The sequence below is a fragment of the Streptosporangium sp. NPDC002524 genome, assembly GCF_040295985.1.
Classification (GTDB): domain Bacteria; phylum Actinomycetota; class Actinomycetes; order Streptosporangiales; family Streptosporangiaceae; genus Streptosporangium.
In genome coordinates, this window is sequence record NZ_JBEOWK010000016.1 from 168331 (window position 1) to 194996 (window position 26666).

General features: G+C 70.6%; 26 protein-coding genes. 6 read left to right on the forward strand and 20 right to left on the reverse strand.

Annotated elements, in window-relative coordinates:
• Positions 1–82 precede the first annotated feature (82 nt).
• Complete coding sequence (locus tag ABT053_RS26960; RefSeq protein ID WP_350972427.1) at positions 83–922, forward strand: helix-turn-helix domain-containing protein; 840 nt, start codon at positions 83–85, stop codon at positions 920–922.
• Positions 919–1122, forward strand: a complete 204-nt coding sequence (locus ABT053_RS26965; RefSeq protein WP_350972430.1) for a DUF397 domain-containing protein — start codon at positions 919–921, stop codon at positions 1120–1122. The genes ABT053_RS26960 and ABT053_RS26965 overlap by 4 nt, the downstream gene beginning before the upstream one ends.
• A gap of 594 nt (positions 1123–1716) precedes the next feature.
• Here ABT053_RS26965 and ABT053_RS26970 read toward each other — a convergent pair.
• The 4 genes from ABT053_RS26970 to ABT053_RS26985 all read right to left on the reverse strand — a co-directional run bounded on the left by ABT053_RS26970 (position 1717) and on the right by ABT053_RS26985 (position 4605).
• A complete protein-coding gene (locus ABT053_RS26970; protein WP_350972432.1) occupies positions 1717–2139 on the reverse strand; it encodes a type II toxin-antitoxin system VapC family toxin in 423 nt (140 codons plus the stop codon).
• Entirely contained in the window at positions 2136–2366 is a 231-nt protein-coding gene (locus ABT053_RS26975) for a hypothetical protein (RefSeq protein WP_350972434.1), read from the reverse strand. The genes ABT053_RS26970 and ABT053_RS26975 overlap by 4 nt, the downstream gene beginning before the upstream one ends.
• Positions 2367–2467: 101 nt before the next feature.
• Positions 2468–3373 (reverse strand): SDR family oxidoreductase, encoded by a 906-nt coding sequence (locus ABT053_RS26980; protein ID WP_350972436.1) that lies wholly within the window; start codon positions 3371–3373, stop codon positions 2468–2470.
• Positions 3370–4605, reverse strand: coding sequence for an acyl-CoA dehydrogenase family protein (locus ABT053_RS26985; RefSeq protein ID WP_350972439.1), 1236 nt, complete (start codon positions 4603–4605; stop codon positions 3370–3372). The genes ABT053_RS26980 and ABT053_RS26985 overlap by 4 nt, the downstream gene beginning before the upstream one ends.
• Positions 4606–4875: 270 nt before the next feature.
• Between ABT053_RS26985 and ABT053_RS26990 the strand changes: the two genes are divergently transcribed.
• Positions 4876–5601: a TetR/AcrR family transcriptional regulator gene (locus ABT053_RS26990; RefSeq protein WP_350972441.1), complete on the forward strand. Its 726-nt coding sequence runs from the start codon at positions 4876–4878 to the stop codon at positions 5599–5601.
• 110 nt (positions 5602–5711) lie between these two features.
• Here the strand turns inward: ABT053_RS26990 and ABT053_RS26995 are convergent, their stop codons facing one another.
• From ABT053_RS26995 to ABT053_RS27025, 7 genes are all read right to left on the reverse strand, one after another.
• Positions 5712–6320: a GTP-binding protein gene (locus ABT053_RS26995; protein WP_350972443.1), complete on the reverse strand. Its 609-nt coding sequence runs from the start codon at positions 6318–6320 to the stop codon at positions 5712–5714.
• Entirely contained in the window at positions 6301–6651 is a 351-nt protein-coding gene (locus ABT053_RS27000; protein ID WP_350972445.1) for a DUF742 domain-containing protein, read from the reverse strand. Before ABT053_RS27000 ends, ABT053_RS26995 begins: the two co-directional genes overlap by 20 nt.
• On the reverse strand, positions 6648–7073 hold the full coding sequence (locus ABT053_RS27005; protein WP_350972448.1) for a roadblock/LC7 domain-containing protein: 426 nt from the start codon (positions 7071–7073) through the stop codon (positions 6648–6650). Before ABT053_RS27005 ends, ABT053_RS27000 begins: the two co-directional genes overlap by 4 nt.
• Positions 7054–9411, reverse strand: coding sequence for a sensor histidine kinase (locus tag ABT053_RS27010; protein WP_350972450.1), 2358 nt, complete (start codon positions 9409–9411; stop codon positions 7054–7056). Before ABT053_RS27010 ends, ABT053_RS27005 begins: the two co-directional genes overlap by 20 nt.
• A gap of 594 nt (positions 9412–10005) precedes the next feature.
• Positions 10006–11391: an MFS transporter gene (locus tag ABT053_RS27015; RefSeq protein ID WP_350972451.1), complete on the reverse strand. Its 1386-nt coding sequence runs from the start codon at positions 11389–11391 to the stop codon at positions 10006–10008.
• A gap of 134 nt (positions 11392–11525) precedes the next feature.
• Entirely contained in the window at positions 11526–12650 is a 1125-nt protein-coding gene (locus tag ABT053_RS27020; protein ID WP_350972453.1) for a YihY/virulence factor BrkB family protein, read from the reverse strand.
• Positions 12651–12842: 192 nt separating this feature from the next.
• Complete coding sequence (locus ABT053_RS27025) at positions 12843–13655, reverse strand: class I SAM-dependent methyltransferase (RefSeq protein ID WP_350972455.1); 813 nt, start codon at positions 13653–13655, stop codon at positions 12843–12845.
• Between the two features lie 155 nt (positions 13656–13810).
• Here ABT053_RS27025 and ABT053_RS27030 point away from each other — a divergent pair, with 155 nt between their 5' ends.
• From ABT053_RS27030 to ABT053_RS27040, 3 genes are all read left to right on the forward strand, one after another.
• Complete coding sequence (locus ABT053_RS27030; RefSeq protein ID WP_350972457.1) at positions 13811–14749, forward strand: alpha/beta fold hydrolase; 939 nt, start codon at positions 13811–13813, stop codon at positions 14747–14749.
• Positions 14750–14867: 118 nt separating this feature from the next.
• Positions 14868–16601, forward strand: a complete 1734-nt coding sequence (locus ABT053_RS27035) for a pyruvate dehydrogenase (RefSeq protein WP_350972459.1) — start codon at positions 14868–14870, stop codon at positions 16599–16601.
• Between the two features lie 291 nt (positions 16602–16892).
• On the forward strand, positions 16893–17639 hold the full coding sequence (locus ABT053_RS27040) for a hypothetical protein (RefSeq protein ID WP_350972461.1): 747 nt from the start codon (positions 16893–16895) through the stop codon (positions 17637–17639).
• Positions 17640–17837: 198 nt separating this feature from the next.
• On the opposite strand, the gene kynU is transcribed toward ABT053_RS27040, so the two are convergent.
• From kynU to ABT053_RS27085, 9 genes are all read right to left on the reverse strand, one after another.
• Positions 17838–19070 (reverse strand): kynureninase, encoded by a 1233-nt coding sequence (gene kynU, locus ABT053_RS27045; RefSeq protein WP_350972462.1) that lies wholly within the window; start codon positions 19068–19070, stop codon positions 17838–17840.
• A 77-nt stretch (positions 19071–19147) separates the two neighbouring features.
• Positions 19148–20119 (reverse strand): amidohydrolase family protein, encoded by a 972-nt coding sequence (locus tag ABT053_RS27050; RefSeq protein ID WP_350972464.1) that lies wholly within the window; start codon positions 20117–20119, stop codon positions 19148–19150.
• A complete protein-coding gene (locus tag ABT053_RS27055) occupies positions 20120–20638 on the reverse strand; it encodes a 3-hydroxyanthranilate 3,4-dioxygenase (protein WP_350972466.1) in 519 nt (172 codons plus the stop codon). It lies immediately after the preceding gene.
• Complete coding sequence (locus tag ABT053_RS27060) at positions 20635–21057, reverse strand: RidA family protein (RefSeq protein ID WP_350972468.1); 423 nt, start codon at positions 21055–21057, stop codon at positions 20635–20637. Before ABT053_RS27060 ends, ABT053_RS27055 begins: the two co-directional genes overlap by 4 nt.
• On the reverse strand, positions 21054–22043 hold the full coding sequence (locus ABT053_RS27065; protein WP_350972470.1) for a 2-keto-4-pentenoate hydratase: 990 nt from the start codon (positions 22041–22043) through the stop codon (positions 21054–21056). Before ABT053_RS27065 ends, ABT053_RS27060 begins: the two co-directional genes overlap by 4 nt.
• Positions 22040–23200, reverse strand: coding sequence for a 4-hydroxy-2-oxovalerate aldolase (gene dmpG, locus ABT053_RS27070; protein WP_350972471.1), 1161 nt, complete (start codon positions 23198–23200; stop codon positions 22040–22042). The genes ABT053_RS27065 and dmpG overlap by 4 nt, the downstream gene beginning before the upstream one ends.
• Positions 23197–24174 carry an acetaldehyde dehydrogenase (acetylating) gene (locus ABT053_RS27075; protein WP_350972472.1) on the reverse strand — a complete coding sequence of 326 codons (978 nt, stop codon included), beginning with the start codon at positions 24172–24174 and terminating at the stop codon, positions 23197–23199. Before ABT053_RS27075 ends, dmpG begins: the two co-directional genes overlap by 4 nt.
• A 187-nt stretch (positions 24175–24361) precedes the next feature.
• Positions 24362–25162: a 2-keto-4-pentenoate hydratase gene (locus ABT053_RS27080; RefSeq protein ID WP_350972474.1), complete on the reverse strand. Its 801-nt coding sequence runs from the start codon at positions 25160–25162 to the stop codon at positions 24362–24364.
• Positions 25155–26609 carry a 2-hydroxymuconic semialdehyde dehydrogenase gene (locus ABT053_RS27085; protein ID WP_350972476.1) on the reverse strand — a complete coding sequence of 485 codons (1455 nt, stop codon included), beginning with the start codon at positions 26607–26609 and terminating at the stop codon, positions 25155–25157. The genes ABT053_RS27080 and ABT053_RS27085 overlap by 8 nt, the downstream gene beginning before the upstream one ends.
• Positions 26610–26666 lie beyond the last annotated feature (57 nt).

Below are 26666 nucleotides of genomic sequence, written 5' to 3' on the forward strand. Positions count from 1 at the left end.
GGACCATCATGCGCTGTACTGTGCACGAGCGCAAGCACTGTTCACGTGGATTTTTTGTCTCCCTCACATCACACTGGGCACCATGGTCACGAAGAGTCCTACAGTCCGGCACCGCCGCCTGGGCCGTGAGCTGCGACGACTCCGCGAAGCGGCGGGTCTCACACCCGAGGCCGCAGCGGCGCAACTCGGCTGGAGCCGACCAAAAGTCAACCGCATCGAGAACGCACGAATCACGGTAACCGCCTCGGATGTAGCCAACGCCTGCGACCTTTATGGCACAGACTCGTCCGCAAAGGCCGGACTGATCCAGCTCTGCAAGGACGCCGCCGTACGCGGTTGGTGGACGGCGTACTCCGACGTGCTTTCCGGCTCCTACGTGGTTCTGGAGGCTGAAGCGTCGGCCATCCGTACGTGGGAACCCTTGCTGGTGCCGGGCCTGCTTCAAAGTGAGGAATACGCCCGTGAGCTCATCCATGCAGCCCGTCCGGGATTGGATCACTCCGAACTGAAGCGGCGTGTAGATGCTCGGATGGCACGCAAAATCACTCTTTCAGGATCAAACGCGCCAGCACTACATGCCCTGGTGGACGAAAGCGCCCTGCGACGTCCCGTCGGACCACCGCGTGCCATGGCCCAGCAACTCGGCGACCTCATTCAGCTCACCAGGCAGCCCAACATCACGCTCCAGATCCTGCCACTGACGGCTGGTCCGCATGCTGGTCTCGACGGCGCCTTCTCGGTGCTGTCGTTCGATGCTGAGGACCCAGACGTCGGCTACGTCGGGTGTCCTGGTGGCGATGTCTACATAGAGGCGGCAGATCAGGTCCGGAACCTTAAGCTGACGTTTGGGCATCTTGCCGAACTAGCGCTGTCCCCCGAGGAGTCCGTGGCGTTCATCGCTGCGGTCAAGGAGCGAACATGATCTTCCCCGACCTGACTGACGCCGAGTTCCGCAAAAGTAGCTACTCCGGCGGCACGAACGACAATTGCGTCGAGGTGGCGACAAACCTTCCGGGCCTCGTCATCGTCCGCGACAGCAAGGACCCGTCCGGCCCAGTGTTGACCTTCACCCCAAGGGACTGGACCAACTTCCTCACAAGCATCCGCGCCAACGACTTCTGATTTAACAGAAATAGCGATAGTTCCTCTGCCTGTCCGGGCACGGAACAGCCGTATTTTGAACATTGCCCTGGGCGCGTCCATAGCTCAGAGATCCCATGCATGTCACGGGTACGTCAGCTACCCCCAAGTACCGCCCGACGACGAACGACAGCGAGGTCGCGCTGACTGCCTTGTCCTTCTCAAGCTTCCAAAGAGGCGCACCCAGCTGGCGCGATAACTCTTCCGCTGACCGACTCTTACCTGCAGCCCCTCGAGCGGAGACCAGCAGGACTGATGAGGCTAGATCACCAAAGCCCTCTTTCACCAGCAGTTCCGGGTTCACGAAGAAGTTTTCGTCATCGTTGACACGAAAGCTGCTCTGCGAGTTTCCCGAGAAGCCACCGCCGTTGAGCGCTCTAACAAGAAGGGGGAAGGAAAGCTGGAGTGTCCACCCGCCAATCCCACCGTAGTGCGTGTCCAGAAGCAAGGAATTGCCCGATATTCTGGGCCGCGAGAGAGAACCGTACAGTAACATCGCATCGCATGATCACATCTGATGGTCACTTAGCTTAAGGTTGGTGCCCACCAAGGTAATGTGGTCAATGATGCAAGGGATCAGCCAGGCACCAGCGTGAGCGCGGCGACGTGCGCAGGCCGGACCACGGAGAAATCCCTGTTGTCCACGGTGAACACCTCAGGGATTCGAAAGCGCTCCGCGACGGCGACAACCGAAGCGTCAGCCGATCCCAATGGAAGGTCCGCATAGCGCTCCACCAGGTCTGCGATGCGGTCGAGATCATCGTCGGTGAGATCAATCAGGTGAAAGACTCCAGATCTCAGCGAACGGAGGAAACCGGCCTCCACCTTGGCGCCGCCGATTTTGCCCAGCATGTAGGAAACTTCACCGGCTACGAAACTGGGAACAAGAAGTTCGCGGCGTTCCCTACGGAAATGATTGAACACCTCAACGCAGACATCGTGCTTGCGGTCATTCCGGATGGCAGCGGCGACGATGGGGCCGGTGTCAACGACGATCACACTTCGCGACCATACTCCTCGCGCAAGATCTCCTCAGTGCGTTCGGCGATGTCGTCCTGCTCGGTGGCGACAGATCCGAACCAGGAAGGCGGCCACTCCTGGCCCGGCTCGCCCCCGCCGGAGTGAACGAGACGCAGAGTGTGCACACGCACCTCGTGAAGCTGGTCCGGCGTCAGCCGATCAACCAGCCGATGCATGTCCTCGTACTCTTCGTGAGCAGCGGTCATAGCCGGAGTCTACGCCAGTCGGTCCGCGAGCACCGGTTTTGCCGGCGGCGACGAAAAGAGCACCGCCGGTCACAGCACGACCGCGAGGTCAGGAAACCGGCTCAGGTTCGTGGGCCCGGGGCTCGGCGGAAGGTGAAGGGCTCGCTCTCGCGGCCCGGGATGACGAACCAGCACTCGCCGGTGCCGTCGCTGTCGAGCAGCCGGACGAAGGTGTCGACGACGACCGAGACGTCCAGGATCGGGAAGCCGAACTCCTCCAGCACCGCCCGGCCCTCGCCGAGGATCGCGGTGTCGGCGAACGACGGGCAAAGTGCCTGCACCTTGACGCCGTGCGGCCGGAGGTCCTCGCCGAGCGAGCGGACGAGGCCGACGACGGCGTGCTTGTTGGCGGCGTAGACGGGGTCGGTCGGGATGCCGACGATGCCCGCCATGCTCGCGGTCGCCACGATCGTGCCGCCGCCCGCCGCGCGCAGGGCCGGGAGGGCGGCGTGTACCCCGAAGACGACGCCGTCGAGGTTGACGCCCATCGCCAGGCGGTAGCGCCGGACGTCGAAATCCTCTCCCAGCCCGAAGCCCGAGGCGATGCCCGCGTTGAGGAAGGCGAGGTCGAGCCTGCCGTACCGCTCGACCGCGGCCGCCACCGCCGCCTCGTTGTCCTCCAGCCGCGACACGTCGCAGTGGACGTACGTCGCGCCCAGCTCGTCGGCGAGCTTCCCGCCCGCGACGTCGTCGATGTCGGCGAGGACGAGGCGGGCCCCGCCCTCGGCCAGCCGCCGGGCCACGCCCGCGCCGATGCCGTTGCCGCCGCCGGTGACGAGGGCGACCCTGCCCTCCAGATCGTCGCCGCGGACCACGTTGAACGTCCCGGCCGCGCTTTCCCGGCCCCCCTGGACCCCCAGCCCGCTGAGCAGCCCGCCCCCGCCGCCCGCCCCGGTGAACCCGGTGGACCCTGTGGACCCTGTGGACCCGGTGGATCCGGTGGACTCGCCTGTCTTCTCCGTACTCACAGTGGCAGCCCTCCGGTGGCGGCGTTGGTCGAGCCCGTGCTCCGGTACGCCGCGATCGTACGCTCGGCGATGCGCATCTGGTGGATCTCGTCGGCCCCGTCCGCGAAGCGGGCCCAGCGGGCGTGCTGGAGCATCTTGGCGAGCGGGGTGTCGGTCGAGTAGCCGAGCGCGCCGTGCACCTGGATCGCCCGGTCGACGATCCGGTTGAGGCTGTTGGCCACGAAATGCTTCGACATCGAGACCTCGGTCCGGAAGTCCTCCCCTTTGTCGATCTTCGAGGCGGCGTGCAGGACCATCAGCTTGCACTGGTACAGCTCCATGGCCGAATCGGCGATCAGCCACTGGATGCCCTGCTTCTCGGCGAGCAGCGATCCGTGGCTGTAGCGGTTGAGCGCGCGGTCGACCATCATGTCGAGCGCCGTCTCGGCCTGGGAGATCCAGCGCATGCAGTGCGCCAGCCGCGCCGGGCCCAGGCGGTACTGGCCGAGCCGGTGGCCGTTGCCGCGCCCGCCGAGGATCTGGCTGTCGTGCAGCCGCAGGTCGGTGATGACGATCTCGCTGTGGCCGGTGGAGCCGTGCATCGTCTCGACCTCGCGGACGTCGTTCCACCCCTCCTGGGGGAGGTCGACGAGGAAGGCCGTGTTGCCGCCGCGCGAACCCTCGGGCACGTCGAGCTCGGTCTTGGCGATGAGGATGGCGAAGCTCGAACGGCGGGCGTTGGAGATGAACCACTTGTGGCCGTTGACGACCCACTCCTCGCCGTCCTGGACGGCGTGGGTACGGATGAGCGTGGGGTCGGAACCGGCCACCTCCGGCTCGGTCATCGCGAAGCACGACATCTTGTGGCCCTTGAGCAGTGGCTTGAGGTACTTCTCCTTCTGCTCGTCGGTCCCCCAGTGCAGCAGCGTGTGCATGTTGCCCTCGTCGGGCGCCGAGCAGTTGAGGACCCACGGCCCGAGCCGGGTCTTGGCCGCCTCCGACTGCACCATGGCCAGCTCGACGTGGCCGAGGCCCATGCCGCCCCACTCCTTGGGCATGTGCGGCAGCCACAGCCCCTCGGCCTGCGCCTTGCCGCGCAGCTCGAAGATGACCCGGATGTACTCGTCGCGCGAGGTCACCTTCTCCTCGTCGTCGAAACCACTGACGGCCGGGATGACGGTCTCCTGCACGAAGGCCCGCACGCGGCGGCGGATCTCCTCGTGCTCGGGGGCGAGGGTGAAGTCGATGGCCATGGGGTCCTCCCCTTAGCGGCTGACGGGTCCGGAGGGCCGCCGGGCGGGGAGCCCCGCCGTGTGCCGCGACCTTGATGCGACTGCTTCATGATTTGATACACATGCATTATTACCCTAGCGACCGGTACGTTCACCGGCAAGGCACCGGCGAGGCGTCGGTAAGGACCGGCGAGGCGTCGGTAAGGACCGGCGAGGCGTCGGTAAGGACCGGCGAGGCGTCGGTAAGGACCGGCGAGGCGTCGGTAAACACTGGCAAGGCAGGAGCACGGCATGCCCCCAAACCCGGAAGCGACCGGCAGGCGCCTGGTCGCGGCGGCCGAGCGGCTGTTCGCCGAGCGCGGGATCGACGGCGTGTCACTCCGCGAGATCAACGGCGCCGCCGGGCAGCGCAACTCGACGGCGCTGCAGTACCACTTCGGGGACCGCGCGGGCCTGCTGGGCGCGGTGCTCGCCAAGCACCACCCCGAGATCGAGGCGCGCCGCCACCAGCTGCTCGACGAGTACGAGTCCCGGGGCGACCTGCCGGAGGCCGAGGCCCGCCGCACCCTCGCCGCCGCGCTGGTACGGCCGATGGCGGCCAAGCTGGCCGACCCCGACGGCGGCCGGCACTACCTGCGGATCATGGAGCAGCTCGTCCAGCGCACGCCCTTCCCCGCCACGCGGAGCGCGGACCCGGGGCAGAGCATCGACCGGTGGCGCGAGCTCGTGGCCCCGCTGCTGTCCGAGGTCGCCCTGCGCCGCCTGCACCAGCGCTTCATGGCGATCCGGGTCACGTACGTGGAGCTGGCCCGCCGCGCCGCCGGGCCCGAGGGCAGGGACGACCGGCTCTTCACCAGCCACCTGATCGACGTCGTGTCGGCCGTACTGGCCACCGAGGTCTCCGAGGAGACCGCGCGGCTGCTGGGAGAGCGCGACAGGGAACGCGGCAAGGGGGCCGGGGAGGCCCTGGTCCCCGGCACCGCCGGTCTTGGCGCGGAAGACGGGCCCGACAGGTGAACGGGCGCGACGGGGTGGCCGGGCTCGGCGGGTGAACGAGCTCGACGGGGTGGTCAGGCTCGACGGGTGAAAGGGCTCGACGAAGTGGCCGGGCTCGGCGGGGAAGGGCGTCAGGCGCCCGCGTGAGCCGCCTGGAAGGCTCCTCCCGCCGAGTAGGTGACCAGCGTGGTCAGCACTTCCTTGACCGAGTCGCGCCTGCGCACGTCGCAGAGGATGATCGGGGCCACCCCGTCCAGGCCCAGCGCCCGCCGTACCTTGATCGGGTCGTGCCGCCGCGCGCCGTCGAAGCAGTTGACCGCGACGACGAACGGGAGCCCGCGCTGCTCGAAGTAGTCGACGGCGGGGAAGCAGTCCTGCAGGCGGCGGGTGTCGGCGAGCACGACCGCGCCGAGGGCGCCGACGGACAGCTCGTCCCACATGAACCAGAACCGGTCCTGGCCCGGGGTGCCGAACAGGTAGAGCCAGAGCCCGTCGCGGATGGTGATCCGGCCGAAGTCCAGCGCGACGGTCGTGGTGATCTTGGACTCCACGCCCGCGGTGTCGTCCACGTAGATGCCGCGCTCGCTCAGCAGTTCCTCGGTGTGCAGGGGTCTGATCTCGCTGATCGTGCCGACCATGGTCGTCTTGCCGACCCCGAAACCACCGGCGACAAGGATCTTGATGGCCATGGCCGGGCTGTCGGCCGGGGTCATCCCCGGCTCAGAGGCCGCGTATTCCATGCAGCACTTCCCTGTAGATGCGTTCGTCGATCGTCTTCCCCATCGGCCGGGGCCTGTCGATGGTGAGCAGGCCCTCGCGTCGGAGCTCGCTGAGGAGGACGCGGGTGATGTTGAGTGGCAGCTTGAGGTGCGCCGCGACGTCCGCCACGGGGGTGGGCCGGCGGCACGTGGACAGCAGGTCGAGATGCTCGGGCATCAGCCCGACCGGCTCGAAGGGCATCTCGACGGTCGTGACGATGGCCACCAGGTCGAAGCTCTCCCCGACCGGGCGGGCCCGGCCGCCGGTCACCCCGAAGAGCCTGACGAGGGGCCCGGGATCCTCTCCCGTCACGTCCTCGCACCATTCCAGGCCGGCGCCGGGGCAGCTCCCCTCGGCTGCGAGGACAGGTGCTCGCCGACGCGCTTGACCATCAGCGCCATCTCGTAGGTCACCATGCCCAGTTCGGCGTCGCCCGCGGCCAGCACGGCCAGCCTGGCCCCCTGCCCCGCCGCGGTGACGAACAGGAAGCCGCCCTCCATCTCGATGATGGTCTGCCGCACCCCGCCGAGGCCGAAGTGCCGCCCCGCGCCCAGCGCGAGGCTGTGGCTCCCCGCCGAGATGGCGGACAGATGCTCGGCGTCCTCCCGGGTCAGCTCCCGGGAACCGCCCATCGCCAGTCCGTCGGCGGACAGCACGATGGCGTGCCGGATACCGGTGACCCGCTGGGTCAGGTCGTCGAGCAACCAGCTCAGTTCAGATCTGGGGTCGGGCATCGGAGTGGCCATCCTTTCGCTTCCACACGTCCAGTTCCTGCTCGACCTGGCTGCGGCCCTGCTGCCAGCCTCGTTGCATGGACGACATGAGGTTTGAGAGCTCCTCGGGAGTTCGCGCGCTGATGTCGCGCTTCTCGGGGGAACGCGTCTGGCGGAGCTGGGGGGCCAGATTAGCCTGCCGCACCCGCATCGGCAGCCCGTCCAGGTCGTCGTCGGTGTCGGGAACGAACACGGCCCGCCGCACCTGCGTCGGGGACCCGTTCGAGGCCCCGTTCGAGGCCCCGTTGAGGGAGGTGGCCGGGGAGCCGTTCGGGGACGCGGGGGCCTCGCGCCGCTCCTGGGTGGGGAACCAGCTCTGCGTGGTCTCGGAGGCGTTCACCGTCACCTCCTCGTGCGTGCCGGGGAGGACCTTGGGCCACTCCTCCGGTGACGCGCTCAGCGCCCGGACGGGTCCGCCCGCGTGCGCGCCCCCCTGGCGCGTCCGGTGCGACGCGGCCTCCGCGGCCAGCGACGCGCAGGTGGCGAGCAGGTTCTGCGGCAGCAGCACGATCGCGGTGGTGCCGTCGTACGGCGAGGGGCGCAGCACGACCTTGATCCCGTGCCGGGCGGCGAGCCTGGCCACGACGAACAGGCCGAGCCGGTCGCTGTCGGCCAGGTCGAACTCCGGCGGATCGGCGAGCTTGGCGTTGAGCTCGTCGAGGCTGGCCTGGCTCAGCCCCAGCCCCCGGTCCTCGACCTCCAGCGCGAAGCCGTTCGCCGCGACCATGCTCCGTACGTGCACCACGGTGTTCGGCGGCGAGAAGATGGTGGCGTTCTCCACCAGCTCGGCGACCAGGTGGATCACGTCGGTGACCGCGGCGCCGACCAGCAGCGGCGCCTGCGGCATGGGAAGCACGGTGACGCGGGTGTAGTCCTCGACCTCCAGCACGGCGCTGCGCACCACGTCGAAGATCGGCACCGGGTCGCGCCACCTGCGGGCCGGGGCCGCGTCGGACAGGATGATGAGGTTCTCCGCGTGCCGCCGCATGCGGGTGGTCAGGTGGTCGAGCTTGAAGAGGCCCTCCAGGGTCTCCGGCTCCTCGACGCGGCGCTCCATCGTGTCGAGGAGCGTGAGCTGGCGGTGCAGCAGCGCCTGGTTGCGCCAGGCGAGGTTCAGGAAGACCATGCCGACGCCCTTGCGGAGCGTGGCCTGGCCGACCGCGGCCTCCACCGCGGTACGCCGCACGCTGGAGAAGGCGTTCACGACGCGGTCGACCTCGGCGGTGTTCGCCGGGGCCAGCTCGGGGGCCTCGGTCGCCGGGTCCACGTCCTCGCCCTTGCGCAGCCGCTCGACCAGCCGGGGCAACCGCTCCTCGGCGAGTTCCACGGCCGACGCCTGGAGCCGCTTCAGCTCGGCGATCAGGGAGCGGCCGAACCGGTAGGAGACCATGATCGAGATGACGATCGCGAGCAGGCCCAGCCCCAGGGTCAGCCCGATCCGCAGGAAGGCCGCGTTCCTGAGGTCGTCGCCCCTGGCCGTGGAGCGGGCCAGTGCCTGCACGCTCTGCTTGCTGACGGCGGCGAGGACCGCCTCGGCGTCGCGCTTCCACTCGGCGGCGTCCAGCGGGGGCTTACCGATGAGGTTCCACGAGAAGATCCTGTCCTCGTGGGCCTTGAACCGCAGGTAGGCGGGGTTCTGCGCGAACGTCTCGTAGTCCGCCCGCAGGTCGGGACTCATGTCCCGCTCCGCGTAGACGAGGTAGTTCCTCCGGCTGGTCATCGCCGAGACGAAGGCGGCGTGCTCGGCGGGCGTCATCTCGCCGCGCTTCATCGCGGCGGTGAGCACGGCGTGTTCCCGGCCCGCGAACTCGCCGGTGGTGCTGTAGGCGCTCATGCCGCGGACGTTGCGGAAGGACGTCAGGTCGGCGATCGCGGCGATGTCGCCGAACTGCCGGTTGGCGACGCTGATGAACTCGTTGTAGCCGTCGGTGACCTGGATGGGGGTGATCGCACCGCTGTCGGCGAAGGTGCGGACCTGGATGAGCCCGTCCATGGCCGCCTCCAGCGACCGCACGTCCTTCGGGGCGTTGCCGGACTCGTAGGCCGCGGCGGAGGAGATCGCCTGGCGCACCAGGTCCAGCTTGGCGTTCGTGATCCGCCGCTGGTCGGCGAGCGGCCTGCTCTTGGCGGTGGCACCGGGCGCCTCGGCGGAGAGCTGGCGTTCCCGCTGGATCTCGACGGTCAGCTGCCGCATCGGCGCCCCGAGCACCTGCCAGCGGGTCTGGGTCTGGGCGATGCCGGCGACCTGCGCGACGGTCGAGTAGGCGACGAACGCCCACAGGACGATCAGCGAGAGCACGGGAAGGATGAGGATCCGGAGGATCTTCGAGCGAATCGGAGGGGGGGAACTCATTCGACTTGTCCAATCCGCGGTTCCTGCGCGTGGCCGCCAGCCGCGGGCGTAAGGTGCCCCGCGGTCGCACGCCGCGACTGGTGCGTGTGTGATTCGACACACTATGCCCATGGGACATATCGCGCTTCAAGCCACCGGAGCGAATATTGAGTATCAATATTCCAGGTGAACCGGACGACCGCATCCCCGTAAAAACCGGGGTTTTCGGCAATTACCCAGCTCACACCGGGTGCGGTCCGCGAGCGAGCACCCCTGCGCCGTCACCACGGATTGAGATCATTCCGTCACCATCCGGCGCCGCCTGACGGCCGCCCGTCCGGTGACGGGCGGCCGTCAGGATCGGGCGGCGGGGGTCGGTGGCGGGGCCGGAGGGCAGGGCCGGGCGAGCGGGGCCGGCGGCGGGCTGGGGTCAGGGACGGGCCGGGACCGGCAACGGGGCAGGGTTCGGCGGTGAGGCCGAGGAGCGGTGGGCCGAGGAGCGGTGGGCCGGGGAGCGATAGTGCCGAGGAGCGGTGGTGCCGGGGAACGATAGAGCCGGGGTCAGCGGCGGGCCGCCTCGAGAACCCGGCGCGCGTCGCTCTCGAAGAAACCGCGCGCGGACAGGGTGAGCAGGCCGCCGATCACCATGGGCACGATGAGGACGTACATGGCGGAGATGAGCGAGCCGGTGCTGTCGGAGGCGATGCCGACGACCAGCGGCCCGAACGCCGCGCCCGCGGTGATGAGGACCTGGAGGACCGCGAAGCCGAGTCCTCGGGAGGCCGCGCCGATCACGTCGGCGAGCGAGGCGGTCAGGTTGGGGATGGCCATCGACATCAGCACGCTGGAGGCCGTGGCCACCAGGCAGAAGACGGCCAGGGAGTCCATCGAGAGGGCGGCGGCCAGGACGGCCGACCCGGCCGTGATGCCCCCGCCGCCCGCCAGGAGCCTGCCGCCCTTGCGGGTGCCGTGCCAGCGCCTGCCGAGCCACGAGCCGATCAGGGTGCCCGAGATCACGCCGACGATGGTCATGAGACCGCTCAGCGAACCCGCGGCGGCGGGGCCGATGCCGAAGTTGCGTACCAGCAGCGACGGCAGCCAGTAGAAGACCCCGGCGAGGCCCAGGCTGAGCAGCATGAGGCCGATGGAGACCGCGAGCAGGGTGCGGATGCCGAGGACCTCGCGGAGCTGGCGGGCGAACGGCGGCTTGGGAGCGGGCGCCTCGGCGGTGGCGAGACCGGAATCGCCGCTGGGAACGGGCTCGGTGTCGGCGCCGCCACCGGCGGGGGCCGCGTTGGCGACCAGCCGGTCGAGGTGGCCCCTGACGGGCTCGTTCAGCCGCCACACGAGGAGCGCGGTGAGCACGCCCGGCACGACCATGATCAGGAACGCGCTGCGCCAGCCGAACGCCTCCGCGAGCACGCCGCCGAGCAGCGTGCCGACGCCTCCCAGGTAGGCGGTCACGCGGGTCCAGCCGTAGGCCTGGGCGCGGGTGGCCGGGGGGTAGTAGTCGGCCAGGAGACTGCCCGCGGCCGGGTTGTCGATGCTCTCGGCGGCGGCGAGGAAGACGCGCATCGCGTAGAACATCGCGAACCCGGTGGCCAGTCCGGAGCCGAGCGTGGCCAGGGCCCAGCAGAAGACGACGACGGCGATGATCCGGGTACGGCTGCGCCGGTCGGCGAAGTACCCGGCGGGCAGCGCGACGAGCGCGGCGGCCAGGGCGGAGGCGGTAGGTATGGAACCGGCGACGGTGTCGCTGAAGCCCCACTCGGCCTGGATGAGCGGCAGCACTCCGGACAGCAGGTTGAACTCGATGCGGTCGACCAGCCCGACGACGAAGAGCACGGCCAGGGGTGCCCAGCCGTAGGGGGCACGGGACCCGGCGTCGACCTCCCCGTTGCGAGGCGCTCCGAGTTTCAGGCGTGGGGTGGTGGGCGTGTCGACCATGCGCCGGCCTTCCTGTAGCCAAAATCTAGAACTCGCTTCTAGAGCTTTGTTATGGAGGGTGACACAGATCACAGCGCCGGTAAATGGCCGAAACACGAGACGCCGGGATTCGGCGTGTCGCGGCGTTCGGTCCCCTACGGACCGTCGCGGGGGGCGGACAGAGAGGCGGACGGGGAGGGCGCGGAAGGACCGCCCACCGGACCTCGCGAGACGGCCTCGGACTCGCGAGCGACCTCGGATTCATGGACGGCCTCGGACTCGCGGGCGACCTCGGACACCTTGGACTCGCAGGCGGGCTCGGACGCCTCGGACTCGCGGGCGGCTTCGGACTCGTAGGCGACCTCGGACGCCTCGGACTCGCGGGCGGCCTCGGAGCGGGCGCGGCGGGCGGCGAGGTCGATCATGGTGCCCTCGCCGGTGGCGGTGAGCGCCGCCGCGAAGAGGATCAGCTGGTTGAGGAGCTTGAGGAAGACGAGCATCCCGACGGCACCGGCGACGACGTGGTAGGCGGGGTTGCCCACGGTCATCTCCAGATAGACCTGCCCCAGGGACTTGAGGATCTCCAGCCCCGCGGTGATGAGCAGGGCGGGCCAGACGACCCGGCGCAACGACAGCCGCAGGCGCGGCGGGCCGCAGAGCAGGGCGATCGCCAGCAGGGTGTTGACGGCGAGTCCGATCACGAACGCGGCGGCCGACAGCAGCCATCGCGACAGCGTGTCGTCGACGCCCACCGTGTGCAGGAACAACCAGTTCAGCACCGTCTCGGCGACGAAGGCCACCGCGAGCGAGGCCGACAGCAGCAGGCCCAGACCGGCCATCACCCCCAGGTCGATGACCTGGCGCATCATGAAGCGGCCCGGGTACTCCTCGATCCGCCAGATGGCCCTGATCGCCGAGCGCAGGGCGTCCATCCAGAACAGGCCGGTGAGCGGCAGGCCGACGAAGGCGATCGCCCCGGCCGTGGCCCTGGCGCTCTGCAGTGCCTGTACGTCCAGGCGGGGGAAGTTCTCCGAGAGGTAGCCCTCGACGGCGTGCACCACCTGCGGGTCGTCGAGGACCTGCCCGATGACGGCGAAACCGAGCAGCCCCAGCGCGAACACGGCGAAGAAGGAGTAGTAGGTGAGTGCCGCGGAGAGCCGTCCGGCGTCCACCTCGTCGTAGCGCACTCCCGCTCGTACGAGATGGTCCAGCGGGCCGTGCCGACGGCGGGCACGCGTCCACGCCCTGGAGATGCGCGCGGTGAGACCCGTAACCGTCATACCAGGGCCTTTACCCCCGGCCCTCCCACCTACCACAACCGGGGCGCCCCATCCGCGCACCCCGCCCCCGGCCGTCACGCGTTCCGCGTGAACCTCGGCCGCCGCACCGGTCCGCGGGACACCCGGCGTCGACGGCCTCGTGCGAGGTTCGCGACCGTGAGGGGCCCCGCGGGAGGCTCGGCCGCGTGACGCTCAGTCGTCGAGGGCCCGGCGGCCGAGGATCGAGCGGATCTCGAAGGAGGGGGCGCTGAAGCCCGGGGCCGACATGACCTCCCGGACCTTCCGGAGCTGCCCGAGGGTCATCCCCACCTCCATCAGGTGGTCCTCCAGGTGGTGGCTGTTGCTGATCAGCAGGCCGAGTCCGGCGGAGCCGCGCCCCCACACCTCGGTCCAGCGGGCCTGGTCGACGTCGGCCAGGCCCGCCGCCGCCATGTCCCGCGCGGCGGAGCCGCCCCAGGTCGGGTCGCCGCCGCTCGCGCTCAGCACCCGGGCCATCGCCGTGACGAAGGCGGCGTACACCTCCCCGTCGGGCGTGCCGGAGGCGGGCGGCGCCACCCAGCGGGTGATGTCGATCTCGTCGAGCTGCAGCCAGCCACCGGGCCGCAGCGCGGCCCGCAGGCGTCGCAGGACCTCGTGGCGCCGCGGCAGGTGGCTGAGCACGAGCCTGGCGTGGATCAGGTCGAACGCGCCCTCCGGCAGCGGGTCGGTGACGATGTCGTGGCGGGCCACGGTCAGCCCCGGCCTGGACGGGATCAGGCCCGGCTTGATGTCGGTCGCCAGCACGCGCCCGCCCGGCGCCACCCGCTCGGCCAGCCAGAGGGCCACGCTGCCCCCGCCCGCCCCGACCTCCAGGCAGTTCCAGCCGGCGCCGACACCGGTGAGGGCGAGGCGTTCGAAGGTGAGCGGATCGAGCAACCGGGCGAGATAGTGGTGCTGGTCGGACGAGTGGTCCCCGTCGTTGTCGAACACGTAGCCGGAGGCGGTCGCTGAGTTCTGCCCGGTCATTTGGACCCTTCCATGAGCCGTTACCTCGCCGCATGGTAGGTAGGGCGCCACGGAAAGTGACAGACCTCCGGCCGGACCTGGCCATCTTCACTGGAGAACATATCCTCCGGGCTACAATATGTCCGGATAAAGAACTTATGTGCGATAGGTGAACAATGCTGTATCACGAGATCGAAGGCCCGGCCGACGGCCGCCCGCTCGTGCTGGCCGGCTCCCTGGGCACCACGCTGGAGATGTGGGATCCGCAGATGGAGGCGCTGGCCGGGCACTTCAGGGTGGTCCGCTTCGACCACCGGGGCCACGGCCGGTCCCCGCTCGCCCACGAGCGCTCCAAGGCGACCGACGAACGGCCTCCGCTCACCCGCGAGCGGTCCACGGCGACCTACAGCTCGTCCCCACTCACCCGCGAGCGACCCACGGCGACCCACGAACGGCCCCCGCTCACCCGCGAGCGATCCACCGCGACCCACGCGACCCACAGCCGGTCCCCGCTCACCCACGAACGACCCCCGGCGACCGGGAAGTGCTCGATCGCCGACCTCGCCGGTGACGTGCTGGACCTCCTCGACCGGCTGGACCTGCCGAAGGTCTCCTTCGCGGGACTCTCGCTCGGCGGCATGGTCGGCATGTGGCTGGCCGCGCACGCGCCCGAGCGGATCGACCGGCTCGCGCTGCTGTGCACGTCGGCGAAGCTGGGCACCCCCGAGTACTGGGCCGAGCGGGCGGGCGCGGTCCGCGAGTCGGGCACGGCGTCGATCGCCGAGACGGCCATGGCCCGGTGGTTCACCCCCGCCTTCACCGGGCGGGAACCGTACGCGACGATGCTCGCCGGCATCTCCGCCGAGGGGTACGCCGCCTGCTGCGAGGCCGTCGGGGCGATGGACCTCCGCCCCGAGCTGCCCCTGATCTCGGCGCCCACGCTCGTGCTCGCCGGGGCCGACGACCCCGCCACGCCGCCGGAGCACGCGGAGCGGATCGCCGAGGGGATCCCCGGCTCCCGGCTGGTCGTCCTGCCCGGAGCGGCCCACCTGGCGAACGTCGAGCGGCCGGAGGCGGTCTCCGCGCAGCTGATCGGGCACCTCCTCCAGGGGTGACGCCAGAGGTGACACCAGGCATGACGCCAGCGGTGACCCTGAGTGACCCCGGGTGCCCCGGAGTGATCCGGCGAAATACGGTGAGGTACCCCGGTGACGCCAGACACGAGGGGGCACCATGGCGACCGTCGCAGAGCAGTTCATCGAGGTTCTCCGCCAGGCCGGGGTGGAACGGATCTACGGGGTGGTGGGCGACAGCCTGAACCCGGTGGTCGACGCCGTCAGGAAGGCCGGCGTCGTCGAGTGGGTCCACGTGCGCAACGAGGAGGCCGGGGCGTTCGCCGCGGCGGCCGAGGCACAGGTCACCGGGCGCCTGGCGGTCTGCGCGGGCAGCTGCGGCCCCGGCAACACCCACCTGGTCCAGGGGCTCTACGACGCCCACCGCAGCGGCGCCCCGGTGCTCGCGCTGGCCTCGCACATCCCCTCCCCGCAGATCGGCACGGGCTTCTTCCAGGAGACCCACCCCGAGCGCCTGTTCCTGGAGTGCAGCCACTTCTGCGACATGATCAGCACTCCCGAGCAGATGCCCCGGGTGCTCCGCGTCGCCGTCCAGCAGGCGGTCGGCCTCGGCGGCGTCTCGGTCGTGGTGCTTCCCGGCGACGTGGCGCACCTGCCCGCCGCCCGCCCCACCGGCGAGCACGACTTCCTGACCAGGACCGGCACGGTCGTACCGCACCCCGACCAGGTGGCCGGGCTGGCGGCGGCGCTGAACCGCGCCGAGAAGGTGATGCTGTTCTGCGGCGCCGGGACGCGCCACGCCCGCGACGAGGTCATGGCGCTGGCCGGACGCGTCCTGGCACCGGTCGGGCACGCGCTGCGCGGCAAGGAGTGGATCCAGTACGACAACCCGTACGACGTGGGGATGAGCGGGCTGCTCGGGTACGGATCCTGCTACGAGGCGATGCACGAGGCCGACCTGGTGGTGCTGGCCGGGACCGACTTCCCCTACGACGACTTCCTGCCGGGCGCGCGTACGGTCCAGATCGACCGCGACCCGGCGCGGCTGGGCCGCAGGACCCCGCTGGAGCTGGCCGTGCACGGCGACGTCGGCGCGACGATCCGCGCGGTGCTGCCCCACGTCACCCAGAAGACGGACCGCCGCCACCTCGACAAGATGCTGGGCAAGCACCTGAAGGCGCTGGAGAACGTCGTGGAGGCGTACACCCACGACATCGAGCACCACCTCCCGATCCACCCCGAGTACGTCGCGAACCTGATCGACGAGCTCGCCGCCGACGACGCGGTGTTCACCGTGGACACCGGGATGTGCACCGTCTGGGCCGCCCGCTACCTCAGCCCCAACGGGCGCCGCCGGGTGATCGGCTCGTTCTGGCACGGGAGCATGGCCAACGCGCTCCCGCACGCGGTCGGCGCCCAGTTCGCCGACCGGCGCCGGCAGGTCGTCTCGCTCTCCGGGGACGGCGGGCTCGGCATGCTCCTCGGGGAGCTTCTCACCGTCCGGCTGCACGACCTGCCGGTGAAGACGGTGGTGTTCGACAACTCCTCGCTCGGCATGGTGAAGCTGGAGATGATGGTCGACGGGATCCCCGACTTCGGCACCGACCACGCCCCCGTCGACTACGCGGCGATCGCCGCCGCGGCCGGGATCCCGTCGTTGCGGGTGGAGAACCCCTCGGACGTACGGGAGGCCCTCGCCACGGCCTTCGCGCCCCCCGGGCCCTTCCTCCTGGACGTGGTCACCGATCCGGACGTGCTGGCCGTGCCGCCGAACATCAGCCGGGCGCAGGTGAAGGGGTTCGCCCTGGCGGCGGGCAAGATCGTGCTGAACGGCGGCGTCGGGCGCATGATCGACATGGCGAAGGCGAACCTGCGAAGCCTCCCGCACCCCTGAACCACCGAGCCCATCACTCCGGACCCCTTTTCACTTGCCCTTTCCCTATTCGGTGGACTGGGTCTCGGCGTGGCATCACATGACCGTCAATCACGACTGTAAGCATCATCACTGTCACGCTGAGTGGCCCAGTACACCAGCAAAAGCCGTATTTCGGTCAGCGGATTAGGTCGCGGCCACGGACCACGTCTCGAAGGGAATGGTGTCTCCATGCTCACCCCCGACCTTCAAACGAGTGCCGCGATCACGCGTGACCGGCGGAAGGGACGCCGCCCGAGGAAAGGACCCGCGATGCTGGCCCTGGCCGGATCGCTCTCCGTGACCCTTGTCGTCGCCGCCTCCTCGCCCGCCGCCGCGTCCGCGCCCGGCGACCCGCCCCCCGACTCGAAGTCGTCCGTCACCTCGACCAGCACCTCCACCAGCAACGCCGGCCCCGACGACACCGACACCGAGACCGCCACCGGCCCCAACAGCGAGACCGACACCGGCACCGGCACCGACTTCGGCACCGACGGTGACGACGACGATGACGACGGCCCTCGCCACTCGCTCCTGGAGCAGGCGCGCAGGAAATGCAAGCCGAGGTCCTTCTTCAGATTCCACTCCTTCAGGCCGAGGAATTTCTTCGTCCCCCGTACGCGCTTCATCGACGGCCCCGGCGGCACGATGACGGTTTCCGTCACCCGGCAGCACCGCGTGTACGCCGAGATGGAAATCGAAAGGGAAAGAATCGGCGAGATCGACAGAGACGAATTGATCCGTCAGTTGCGAAACATGGTGAATCCGCTGCTCGCCGAGGAATACATCGTCGAGACCGGGCACGAATACGCGCGGGAGATCACCGACGGCAAGTACGGAAACATGTGGTATCGCGTTTTCGGCTACCGGGTGGGCTTCTCGGCGTGGCGCGAGATCTACGACTGCCGGGTGCGGAAGATCGCCGCCGGGGTGGCCAGCATCCCCGCGCGGGTGGAGGGCTGGAGATACTGGGAGACCGACCACCCGATGTACAAGGGACGCAGGCTGAGCAGGCGCTGAGCAGGCGCTGAGCCCCGCTGCGGCCCGCTGCGGCCCATGCGCGCCCTCGCGAGACGGCTCCCCGGACGAGGGGCCGCCCAGCGGGCGGTGGGACGCCTCACCGGGTGAGGAACAGCCCCACCGCAGGACGAACCCTCCACCCGGTGGCGAGGCCCGCCGGAGGGCGGATCCCCCTCAGGTGACGATTCAGGTGAAGGTTCAGGTGACGGTGAGCCGGTTGGCGTAGCGGTCGTCGCGCCAGTGTTCCTTCTCCAGCACCTCGGCCAGGATCACGGCCGCGTCGTAGGCGTCCGCGAAACGGATGTAGAGCGGCGCGAACCCGAACCTGAGGACGTCGGGAGCCCGGAAGTCGCCGTGGACGCCACGGTCGATCAGGGCGCGCATGACCGGATAGCCGTCGGGGTGGCCGAAGCTGACCTGGCTGCCCCTGCGCTCCGGGTCGCGGGGCGAGACCAGCTCCAGCCCGTACGGCGCGCAGAGCTCCTCGACGAGCTCGATGAAGATCGAGCTCAGCGCCACGCTCTTGGCCCGTACGGCGGCCAGGTCGACGCGCTCCCAGATGTCGAGCGAGGCGTTGAGCGAGGCGAAGGACAGCACGTGCGGGGTGCTCACGGTGAAGCGCCGGATGCCGTCGGCGGGGCGGAAGCCGGGCTCGAACGCGAACGGCGCCGCGTGGCCGTGCCAGCCGGTCAGCATGGGCCGCGCCTCGGCCTGGTGGCGCGGGTGGACGTAGACGAAGGCCGGGGATCCGGGGCCGCCGTTCAGGTACTTGTAGGTGCAGCCGACCGCGAAGTCGGCCGCCGAGACGTCCACCTGGTAGGCGCCGGCGCTGTGGCACAGGTCCCAGATCATCAGCGCGCCCGCCTCCTGGACCAGCGCGGTGACCGGCGCCGTGTCGTGACGGGCCCCGGTCCGGTAGTCCACCTCCGACAGCAGCACGCACGCGACCTCGTCGGAGAGGGCGCCGGAGAGGTCTCCGGCGCCGGTGACGTCGCGGATCTCGTAGCCGCCCAGCGCCTCGGCCAGCCCTTCGACCACGTAGCGGTCGGTGGGGAAGTTGGCCAGGTCCGAGATGACGACCCGGCGCCCGGGACGCAGGCTCAGGGCGGCGGACACGGCCTTGACGATGGAGATCGAGGTGGTGTCGCCCACCGCCACCTGGCCGGGTCCCGCGCCGATCAGGGGGGCGAGCCGGTCGCCCGTGGTGAGCGGGAGGTCGAACCAGCCGGAGGCGTTCCAGGCGCCGACCAGGCGGCCTCCCCACTCCTGCTCCACGGTCCGCGTCACCGCCGCCGCCGCTGCCTTCGGCGGGGCACCGAGGGAGTTGCCGACCAGGTAGATCGTCCCGTCGGGCAGGACGAACTCGTCCCTGATGTCCTTGAGGGGGTCGGCGGCGTCGAGCGCGACGCACTCCGCACGGCTGATGGCCACGAATCGTCTCCCGGTTAGGCGGCGGACAACCCTCCCATGATGCCGTCAATGTCAGATTTCATGGCATTCCGCCCCGATCAGCGGCCGAGAAACCGGGTGGCGTTGCCGCCGAGCAGCTTGGCGCGGGCGGTGCCGGAGAGGAACCCCGCCCGGCGGACCAGCGAGCCCACCGGCGACTCGCCCAGCGGGTAGGGGAAATCGGAGCCGAGCATGACCCCGTCCTCCCCCATCGTGTCGACGAGCAGCCGCAGCGCCCGCTCGTCGAACACGACCGAGTCCACGCTGAACCGGCCGAGATAGTGCGACGGGGGGAACTCCGACACCCCGACCAGGTCGTTGCGGCGGTGCCAGGCGTTCTCGAACCGGCCGAGCCAGAAGGCGAACGAGCCGCCGCCGTGCGCGAAGCACAGGCGCAGCGTCTCCGGCACCCGGTCGAGGACGCCGCCCAGGATCAGGGCGAGCACCGACAGGTGCGTCTCGGCCGGCATGCCGACCAGCCATTGGGCCATCCAGCGCTCCAGCCGGGGCCCGCCCGCCATGTCCCAGGGGTGGACGAAGACGGGCGCGCCCACCGAGGCGCAGTGCTGGAGGAACTGGACGACCCCCTCGTCGTCGAGGTCGCGGTCGCCGACGTGGTTGCCGATCTCGACGCCCGCGTGCCCCGCGGCCAGGCACCGGTCCAGCTCGGCGCAGGCCAGGTCGGGGTCCTGGAGCGGCACCTGGCAGAACGGCACCAGCCGCTCGGAGGCGCAGATCTCCAGCGCCAGGTCGTTGAACACCCTCGCGACCCGTACGGCCTCGGCCGCCGGGCGCTCGTAGGAGAAGAAGACCGGCGTCGGCGAGACGACCTGGACGTCCACCCCGTCGGCGTCCATCCGCTCCAGGCGGACCGAGGGGTTCCAGCAGTCGTCGGCGATCCGGCGGAACTCCCGGTCTCCGAGCAGGATCACGGCCTCCCGCTCGGAGTCGACCCTGAGCCTGGGCGCCCCCGGCCAGCCGAGGTCGGGCCAGCCTTTGGGGACGTGGTGCGTGTGGACGTCGATGATCAACTACTGTCCCCTGCCGGGGTGCAGGGCGCCGCAGTTCTCGCAGGTGCGCGCCTTCTCGTCGTCGTAGAACGCCTGGAAGATCGGCGGCAGGTCGGTCACGATGTCGCGGACCTGGAGCTCGACCTCGTGGACCACGCCGCTGCACTCCGGGCAGTACCAGAGGAACCGCTCCAGCACACCCTCCGGCCTGATCCGCTCCACCACCAGGCCGACCGACCCCTCCTCCGGGCGCTGCGGCGAGTGCGGCGTGTTCGACGGGAGCAGCCACATCTGGCCCTCGCGCACGTGCACGGTCTCCGGCCCCTCGGGGGTCATCACGTTGACGTGCATGTTGCCGCGGATCTGGTAGAAGAGCTCCTCGTACGGGTCGATGTGGAAGTCGGTCCGCGCGTTCGGGCCGCCGACGACCATGACGATGAAGTCGCCGGCGCCCTCGAAGACCATCTTGTTGCCCACCGGCGGTTTGAGCAGGTGGGCGTGCTCGTCGATCCACTTGGTGAGGTCGATGGGCGGGATCACGGGCGCTCCTCCGGTCGGTGGGCCACGGCCTGAATCTCGATGAGCAGGTGCGGGTGGGGCAGTTGGTGGACGGCCACGGTGGTGCGCGCCGGGCCAGTCTCGTCGAAGTACTCCGCGTAGACCGCGTTGTATCCGCCGAAGTCGTTGATGTTCACCAGGTAGGTGGTGATCTGCACGAGATCGCTCAGGTCGGCTCCGGCCGCCTTGAGGATGTCGCCGACGTTCTCTATGACGGCCCTGGTCTGCTCGGCGATGTCGAGCGTGACCGTGCCTAACTCGTCGGCCTCGGCCCCGGCGATCGTGTTGTCGGGCCTGCGCGAGCTGGTCCCGGACACGTACAGGAAGTCTCCCGCCCGTTTGACGTGCGGGAACCTGCCTCGCGGCGTGGCCTTCCCCGCGACGACGAGCCCGTCGCTCATGATCCCTCCCTTTCCGGGGCCTCGGGTCCCGGAGCCTTGGGAGCGGGTTCCGGCGCGGAGACGGGTCCCGGAACCTTCGAAGCGGATCCCGGTGCGGAGACGGGTTCCGACGCCCTCGGAGCGGATCCCGGTGCGGAGACGGGTCCCGGAGCCCTCGGAGCGGATCCCTGCGCGGAGACGGACCCCGAAGCCCTCGGAGCGGATCCCGGTGCCTCTGGGGCGGGTTCCGGTGCGGAGGCGGTGAACGAGACCGAACCCAGGTGTTGGATCTCGGCCCGCACCCGCGCGCCGGGCGTGAGCGGCTCGGCGGGCGTGGCGGCACCCGCGAGGAGGACCCAGCCCGGCTCCAGGACCGTCCCCGCCCGGAGGGCGAGGCGCGCGGCCTCCGCGAGGGCCCGGCGCGGGTCGCCCAGGATCGCGCCGGTCGACCCGGCGTGGACCACGCGCCCGTCGATCTCCAGGACGACGCCCAGGTTCCAGCGCGAGGGGTCGTACGGCTGCCAGGGGCCGACGGCGTACCCGGCGGCCGAGGTGTTGTCGGCGATCACGTCGGGCAGCGAGAACCGGAAGTCCTCGTAGCGCGAGTCGATCACCTCGATGCCCGTCGCGACGGCCGCGATGGCGTCCGGTGCGAGCGCGTCGCCCGGCGACGCGATGCGCCGCCCGACGAGGTAGACGACCTCCGGCTCCACGCGCGGGTGGATGTATCTCGACATATCCGCGTACGAGCCGTCGAGGATGGCCGACGACTCCGGCACCCGGCCGAAGATGATGTCGCGCACGCCCATCTGGCGGCGCTTGCCCTCGCTGGTGAAGCCCAGCTTCACCCCGGCGAGCCGGTCCCCCCGCTCCAGGCGGAGCCGGATCAGCTCCTCCTGGACCCGGTAGGCGTCGGCCACGCCGTAGTCCTGCTCGGGCCTCGGCACCGCGCGGGCGGTGCGGGCGGCCTCGTCCAGGACGGCGGCGAGCTCGTGGACGTCGGTCACGACCGCTCCCCCGTCCGCGCGAGGCCCGGCCGATCCCCCGGCTCCGTCAGGCCCGGCCGATCCCCCGGCCCCGGCCCTGTCCCCGCCGGGTCCGGCCGCTTCTCCGGCCCCGACGGCCCCGCCGGGCCCGGCTGGTCCGGCTGGTCCGGCTGGTCCCGTGACCGGGCCAGGTCCAGCGCGATGTCCACGATCATGTCCTCCTGGCCGCCCACCATCCGGCGGCGGCCCGCCTCGGTCAGGATGGTCCGGGTGTCGACCCCGTACCGCGCGGAGGCCGCCTCGGCGTGCCGCAGGAAGCTGGAGTAGACCCCCGCGTAGCCGAGCGTCAGCGTCTCCCTGTCCACCCGGACCGGCCGGTCCTGCAGCGGCCTGACCAGGTCGTCGGCCGCGTCCATCAGGGCGTGCAGGTCGCAGCCGTGCTCCCAGCCCATCAGGTCGGCCACCGCGGCGAACACCTCGATCGGGCAGTTGCCCGCCCCCGCCCCCATCCCGGCGAGGGAGGCGTCCACCCGGTAGGTGCCGTTCTCCACCGCGACGACCGAATTGGCCACGCCCAGCCCCAGGTTGTGGTGGGCGTGGATGCCGATCTCCGTGCCCTCGTCGAGCACCGAGCGGTAGGCCAGGACCCGCTCCCTCACCCCGTCCATGGTCAACCGGCCGCCGGAGTCGGTCACGTAGACGCAGTGGGCGCCGTACGACTCCATGAGCGCGGCCTGCCGGGCCAGCTCCTCGGCGGGGGCCATGTGGGACATCATCAGGAACCCGGCCACGTCCATCCCGAGCTCGCGTGCGGTGGAGATGTGCTGGGCGGAGATGTCGGCCTCGGTGCAGTGGGTGGCGACCCTGACCGAGGTGACGCCGAGGGCGTGGGCGCGCCTGAGGTCCTGGATGGTGCCGATGCCGGGCAGCAGCAGGGTGGTCAGCCTCGCCCGCCGCACGACCCCGGCGACAGCCTCGATCCACTCGTCGTCGGTGTGCGCGCCCGCGCCGTAGTTGAAGCTGCCCCCGGAGAGGCCGTCGCCGTGCGCGATCTCGATGGCCGCCACCCCGGCGGCGTCGAGGGCCGCGGCGATCCCGGCCGCCTGGGCGACGGTGTAGCGGTGCCGGATGGCGTGCATGCCGTCCCGCAGCGTCACGTCCTGCACGTACAGCTTCACGCGCCCACCTCCGCACCCGTACGGGCCCGGTCCTCCGTACGGCCGTCCGCGTCCACGGCCAGATCCGGTAGCTCGGCGAGACGTTCGGCCGTGCGCAGCGCGGCGGCGGTCATGATGTCGAGGTTGCCCGCGTAGGAGGGCAGGTAGTGGGCGGCGCCCTCCACCTCCAGGAAGACGGTCACCTTGACGCCGCCGTCGCGGGTGCCGTCGGGCAGCGGCTCCCCGGCCGGGACCGTCTCGAACTGCACGTCCTGCTTGAGCCGGTAGCCGGGCACGTAGTCGTTGACCCGCGCCACCATCTCCAGCACGGCGCCCGCCACCTCCGCCAGGGTCGCCTCGTCGCACTCGTCCACCAGGCAGTAGACCGTGTCGCGCATGATCAGCGGCGGCTCGGCCGGGTTGAGGACGATGATCGCCTTCCCCCTCGCCGCCCCGCCGACCCGCTCGATCGCCCGGGAGGTCGTCTCGGTGAACTCGTCGATGTTGGCCCGGGTGCCGGGTCCCGCCGACCGGGAGGAGATCGAGGCGACGATCTCCGCGTACCGGACGGGCACCCGCGAGGCGACCGCCGCGACGATCGGGATGGTGGCCTGCCCGCCGCAGGTGACCATGTTGAGGTTCCGCTCGCCGAGGTGGGCGTCCAGGTTGACCGGGGGCACCACGTAGGGGCCGACGGCGGCGGGGGTGAGGTCGATGACGCGCTTGCCGTGCGCCCGGAGCACCCGGTCGTTGTGCCGGTGCGCCCCGGCCGAGGTCGCGTCGAGGACGACGTCCACCTCGTCGAACCCGGGCAGCGCGACCAGTCCCTCGACGCCCTCGTGGGTGGTGGCGACCCCGCGGCGGCGGGCGCGGGCCAGGCCGTCGGAGTCGGGGTCGATGCCCGCCATCGCGACGACCTCCACCTTCTCCGACAGCAGGGCCTTGAACATCAGGTCGGTGCCGATGTTCCCCGAGCCGATGATGGCGATCTTCACGACAGGCTCGCTTCCGTGAGTTTCACAACCCCCACGACAGGACCCGCTTCCACGAGTGCCGCGAGTTCCGCGAGTGCCGCGAGTTCCGCGAGTTCCGCGAGTTCCGCGAGAGAACGAGCGCCGGGAGCTTTCACGACTCCCGCGAGAGAACGAGCACGGGCAGCCTTCACGAGAACACCGTCCTGTTTCACGAGAACACCGTCCTGACCGAGCCGAGGCCCTCGATGTGGGCCTCGAACGCGTCGCCCGGCTCGACGTCGACCATCGGGCCGAGCGCGCCGGTGAGCACGACGTCCCCGGCGAGCAGCGGGAAGTCCGTGCGGCCCAGCGCGTCGGCCAGCCAGACCGCGGCGTTGAGCGGGTGCCCGAGGCAGGCCGCGCCCGCGCCGGTGGAGACCTCCTGGCCGCGCCGGTTCATGGTCATCCCGGCCAGGCGCAGGTCCAGGCCGCGCAGGCTCACCGGGGTGTTGCCGAGGACGAACGCCCCGCTGGAGGCGTTGTCGGCGATCGTGTCGACGAGCGCGATGTCCCACCCCGCGATGCGGCTGTCGACGATCTCGATCGCCGGGAGCGCGAAGTCGACCGCCCGGATGACGTCGGCGACCGTGAACGGGCCGCCCTCCAGGTCGCCGCCGAGGACCAGCGCGACCTCCGCCTCGACCCTGGGCTGCAGGAAGCGGCCGGTCGGCACGGGCAGGCCGTCGAGGTAGGCCATGTCGGCGAAGAGCATCCCGAAGTCGGGCCGGTCCACGCCGAGCTGGCGCCGGACCGCCTCGGAGGTCAGCCCGATCTTCCTGCCGACCAGCCTGCGGCCCTCGTCCAGCGCCCGCCTGGTGTTGATCTCCTGTACGGCGTAGCCGGTCTCGGCGCTCCCGCTCGGCAGCGTGTCGCGCACCGGGGCGCACGGCTTGCCGCTCCTGGCCGCCTCCAGCAGCCGGTCGGCCGCCTCCGCGTGCACGTCGGTGGCCTCGCTCCACTCGTCAGTCATGTCCAGGCTCCAGCTTGATGGTGATCGTGGTGGGCTCGGAGTAGAAGTCCAGTGAGCGCGTACCGCCCTCGCGGCCGATGCCGGAGAGCTTCACCCCGCCGAAGGGGGTGCGCAGGTCGCGCAGGTACCAGGTGTTGACCCAGACCAGCCCGGCCTCCAGCGACCTGGCGACCCGGTGGGCCCTGCTCAGGTTCGAGGTCCAGACGGTCGCCGCGAGGCCGTACTCGCTGTCGTTGGCGAGCCCGACCGCCTCGGCCTCGGTGTCGAAGGGGGCGATGTGGCAGACCGGGCCGAAGATCTCCTCCCGGTTCACCCGCGAGCCGGGCGGCAGGCCGGTCAGCACGGTCGGCTCGACGTAGTAGCCGCCGTCGCGGTCGTCGCCGAAGCGCGGCACCCCGCCCCCGGCGCGGATCTCGGCGCCCTCGTGCCTGGCCAGCTCGTAGTAGGAGAGCACCTTGTCCCGGTGCTCGGCGGAGATCATCGGCATCATCGTGGCGTCCTCGTCGGAGGGGCGGCCGAACCGCAGCTCCCCGGCGCGCGCGGCCAGCCGCCCGGTGAACTCCTCGAAGACGGGCCGCTGCACGTAGAGCCGCTCGGTGCACAGGCAGACCTGGCCGCCGTTGGTGAAGACCGACCGCACGCTCCCCTCGACGGCCGCGTCCAGGTCGGCGTCGGCGAAGACGAGCCCGGCGTTCTTGCCGCCCAGTTCGAACGAGACGGGCTTGACCCGGTCCGCGACCGCCTTCATGATCGTCGATCCGGTACGGCTCTCGCCGGTGAAGGTGACCGCGTCCACCCCCGGGTGCTCCACCAGGAACTGGCCGGTCGAGCCGCCGCCGAAGCCGTTCACGACGTTGAGGACGCCGGGGGGCAGGCCGATCGACGCGGCGATCTCCGCGAGCACCGCGACCGAGCCCGGCGTGTGCTCCGAGGGCTTGACCACCACGGTGTTGCCCGCCACGAGCGCGGGACCGAGCTTCCAGGTCGCGAGCAGGAACGGCAGGTTCCACGGCACGATCACCGCGACCACGCCGAGGGGCTTGCGGACGGTGTAGCTCAGCACGTCCGTCAGGTGGAACGCGTCCTCCGGGTGCTGGGCCGCGATCTCGGCGAACGACCGGAAGTTCGCGGCGCCGCGCGGGATGTCCAGGGTGCGGGTCTGGGTGACCGACTTGCCGGTGTCGGCGATCTCCGCCGCGACCAGGTCCTCGAACCGCTCCTCGATCGCGTCGGCGAGGCGGCGCGCCCACGCGGCGCGTTCCGCCACCGGCAGCGCCGCCCACCCTGGCAGGGCCGCGCGGGCGGCGGCCACCGCCCTGCCGACGACCTCCCGGTCCGCCTCACGGACCTCGCGTACCGGCAGGCCGGTCACCGGGTCGTGGGTGGTGAACGTCGCGCCCTCGGCGACCGGCACCCCACCGATGAAGTGGTTCACCTGGTCAGACAAGACTGCTCCTCGGGGATGTACTCCTTAAGGTCACTATGTACGGGTATAGAGCCGTGA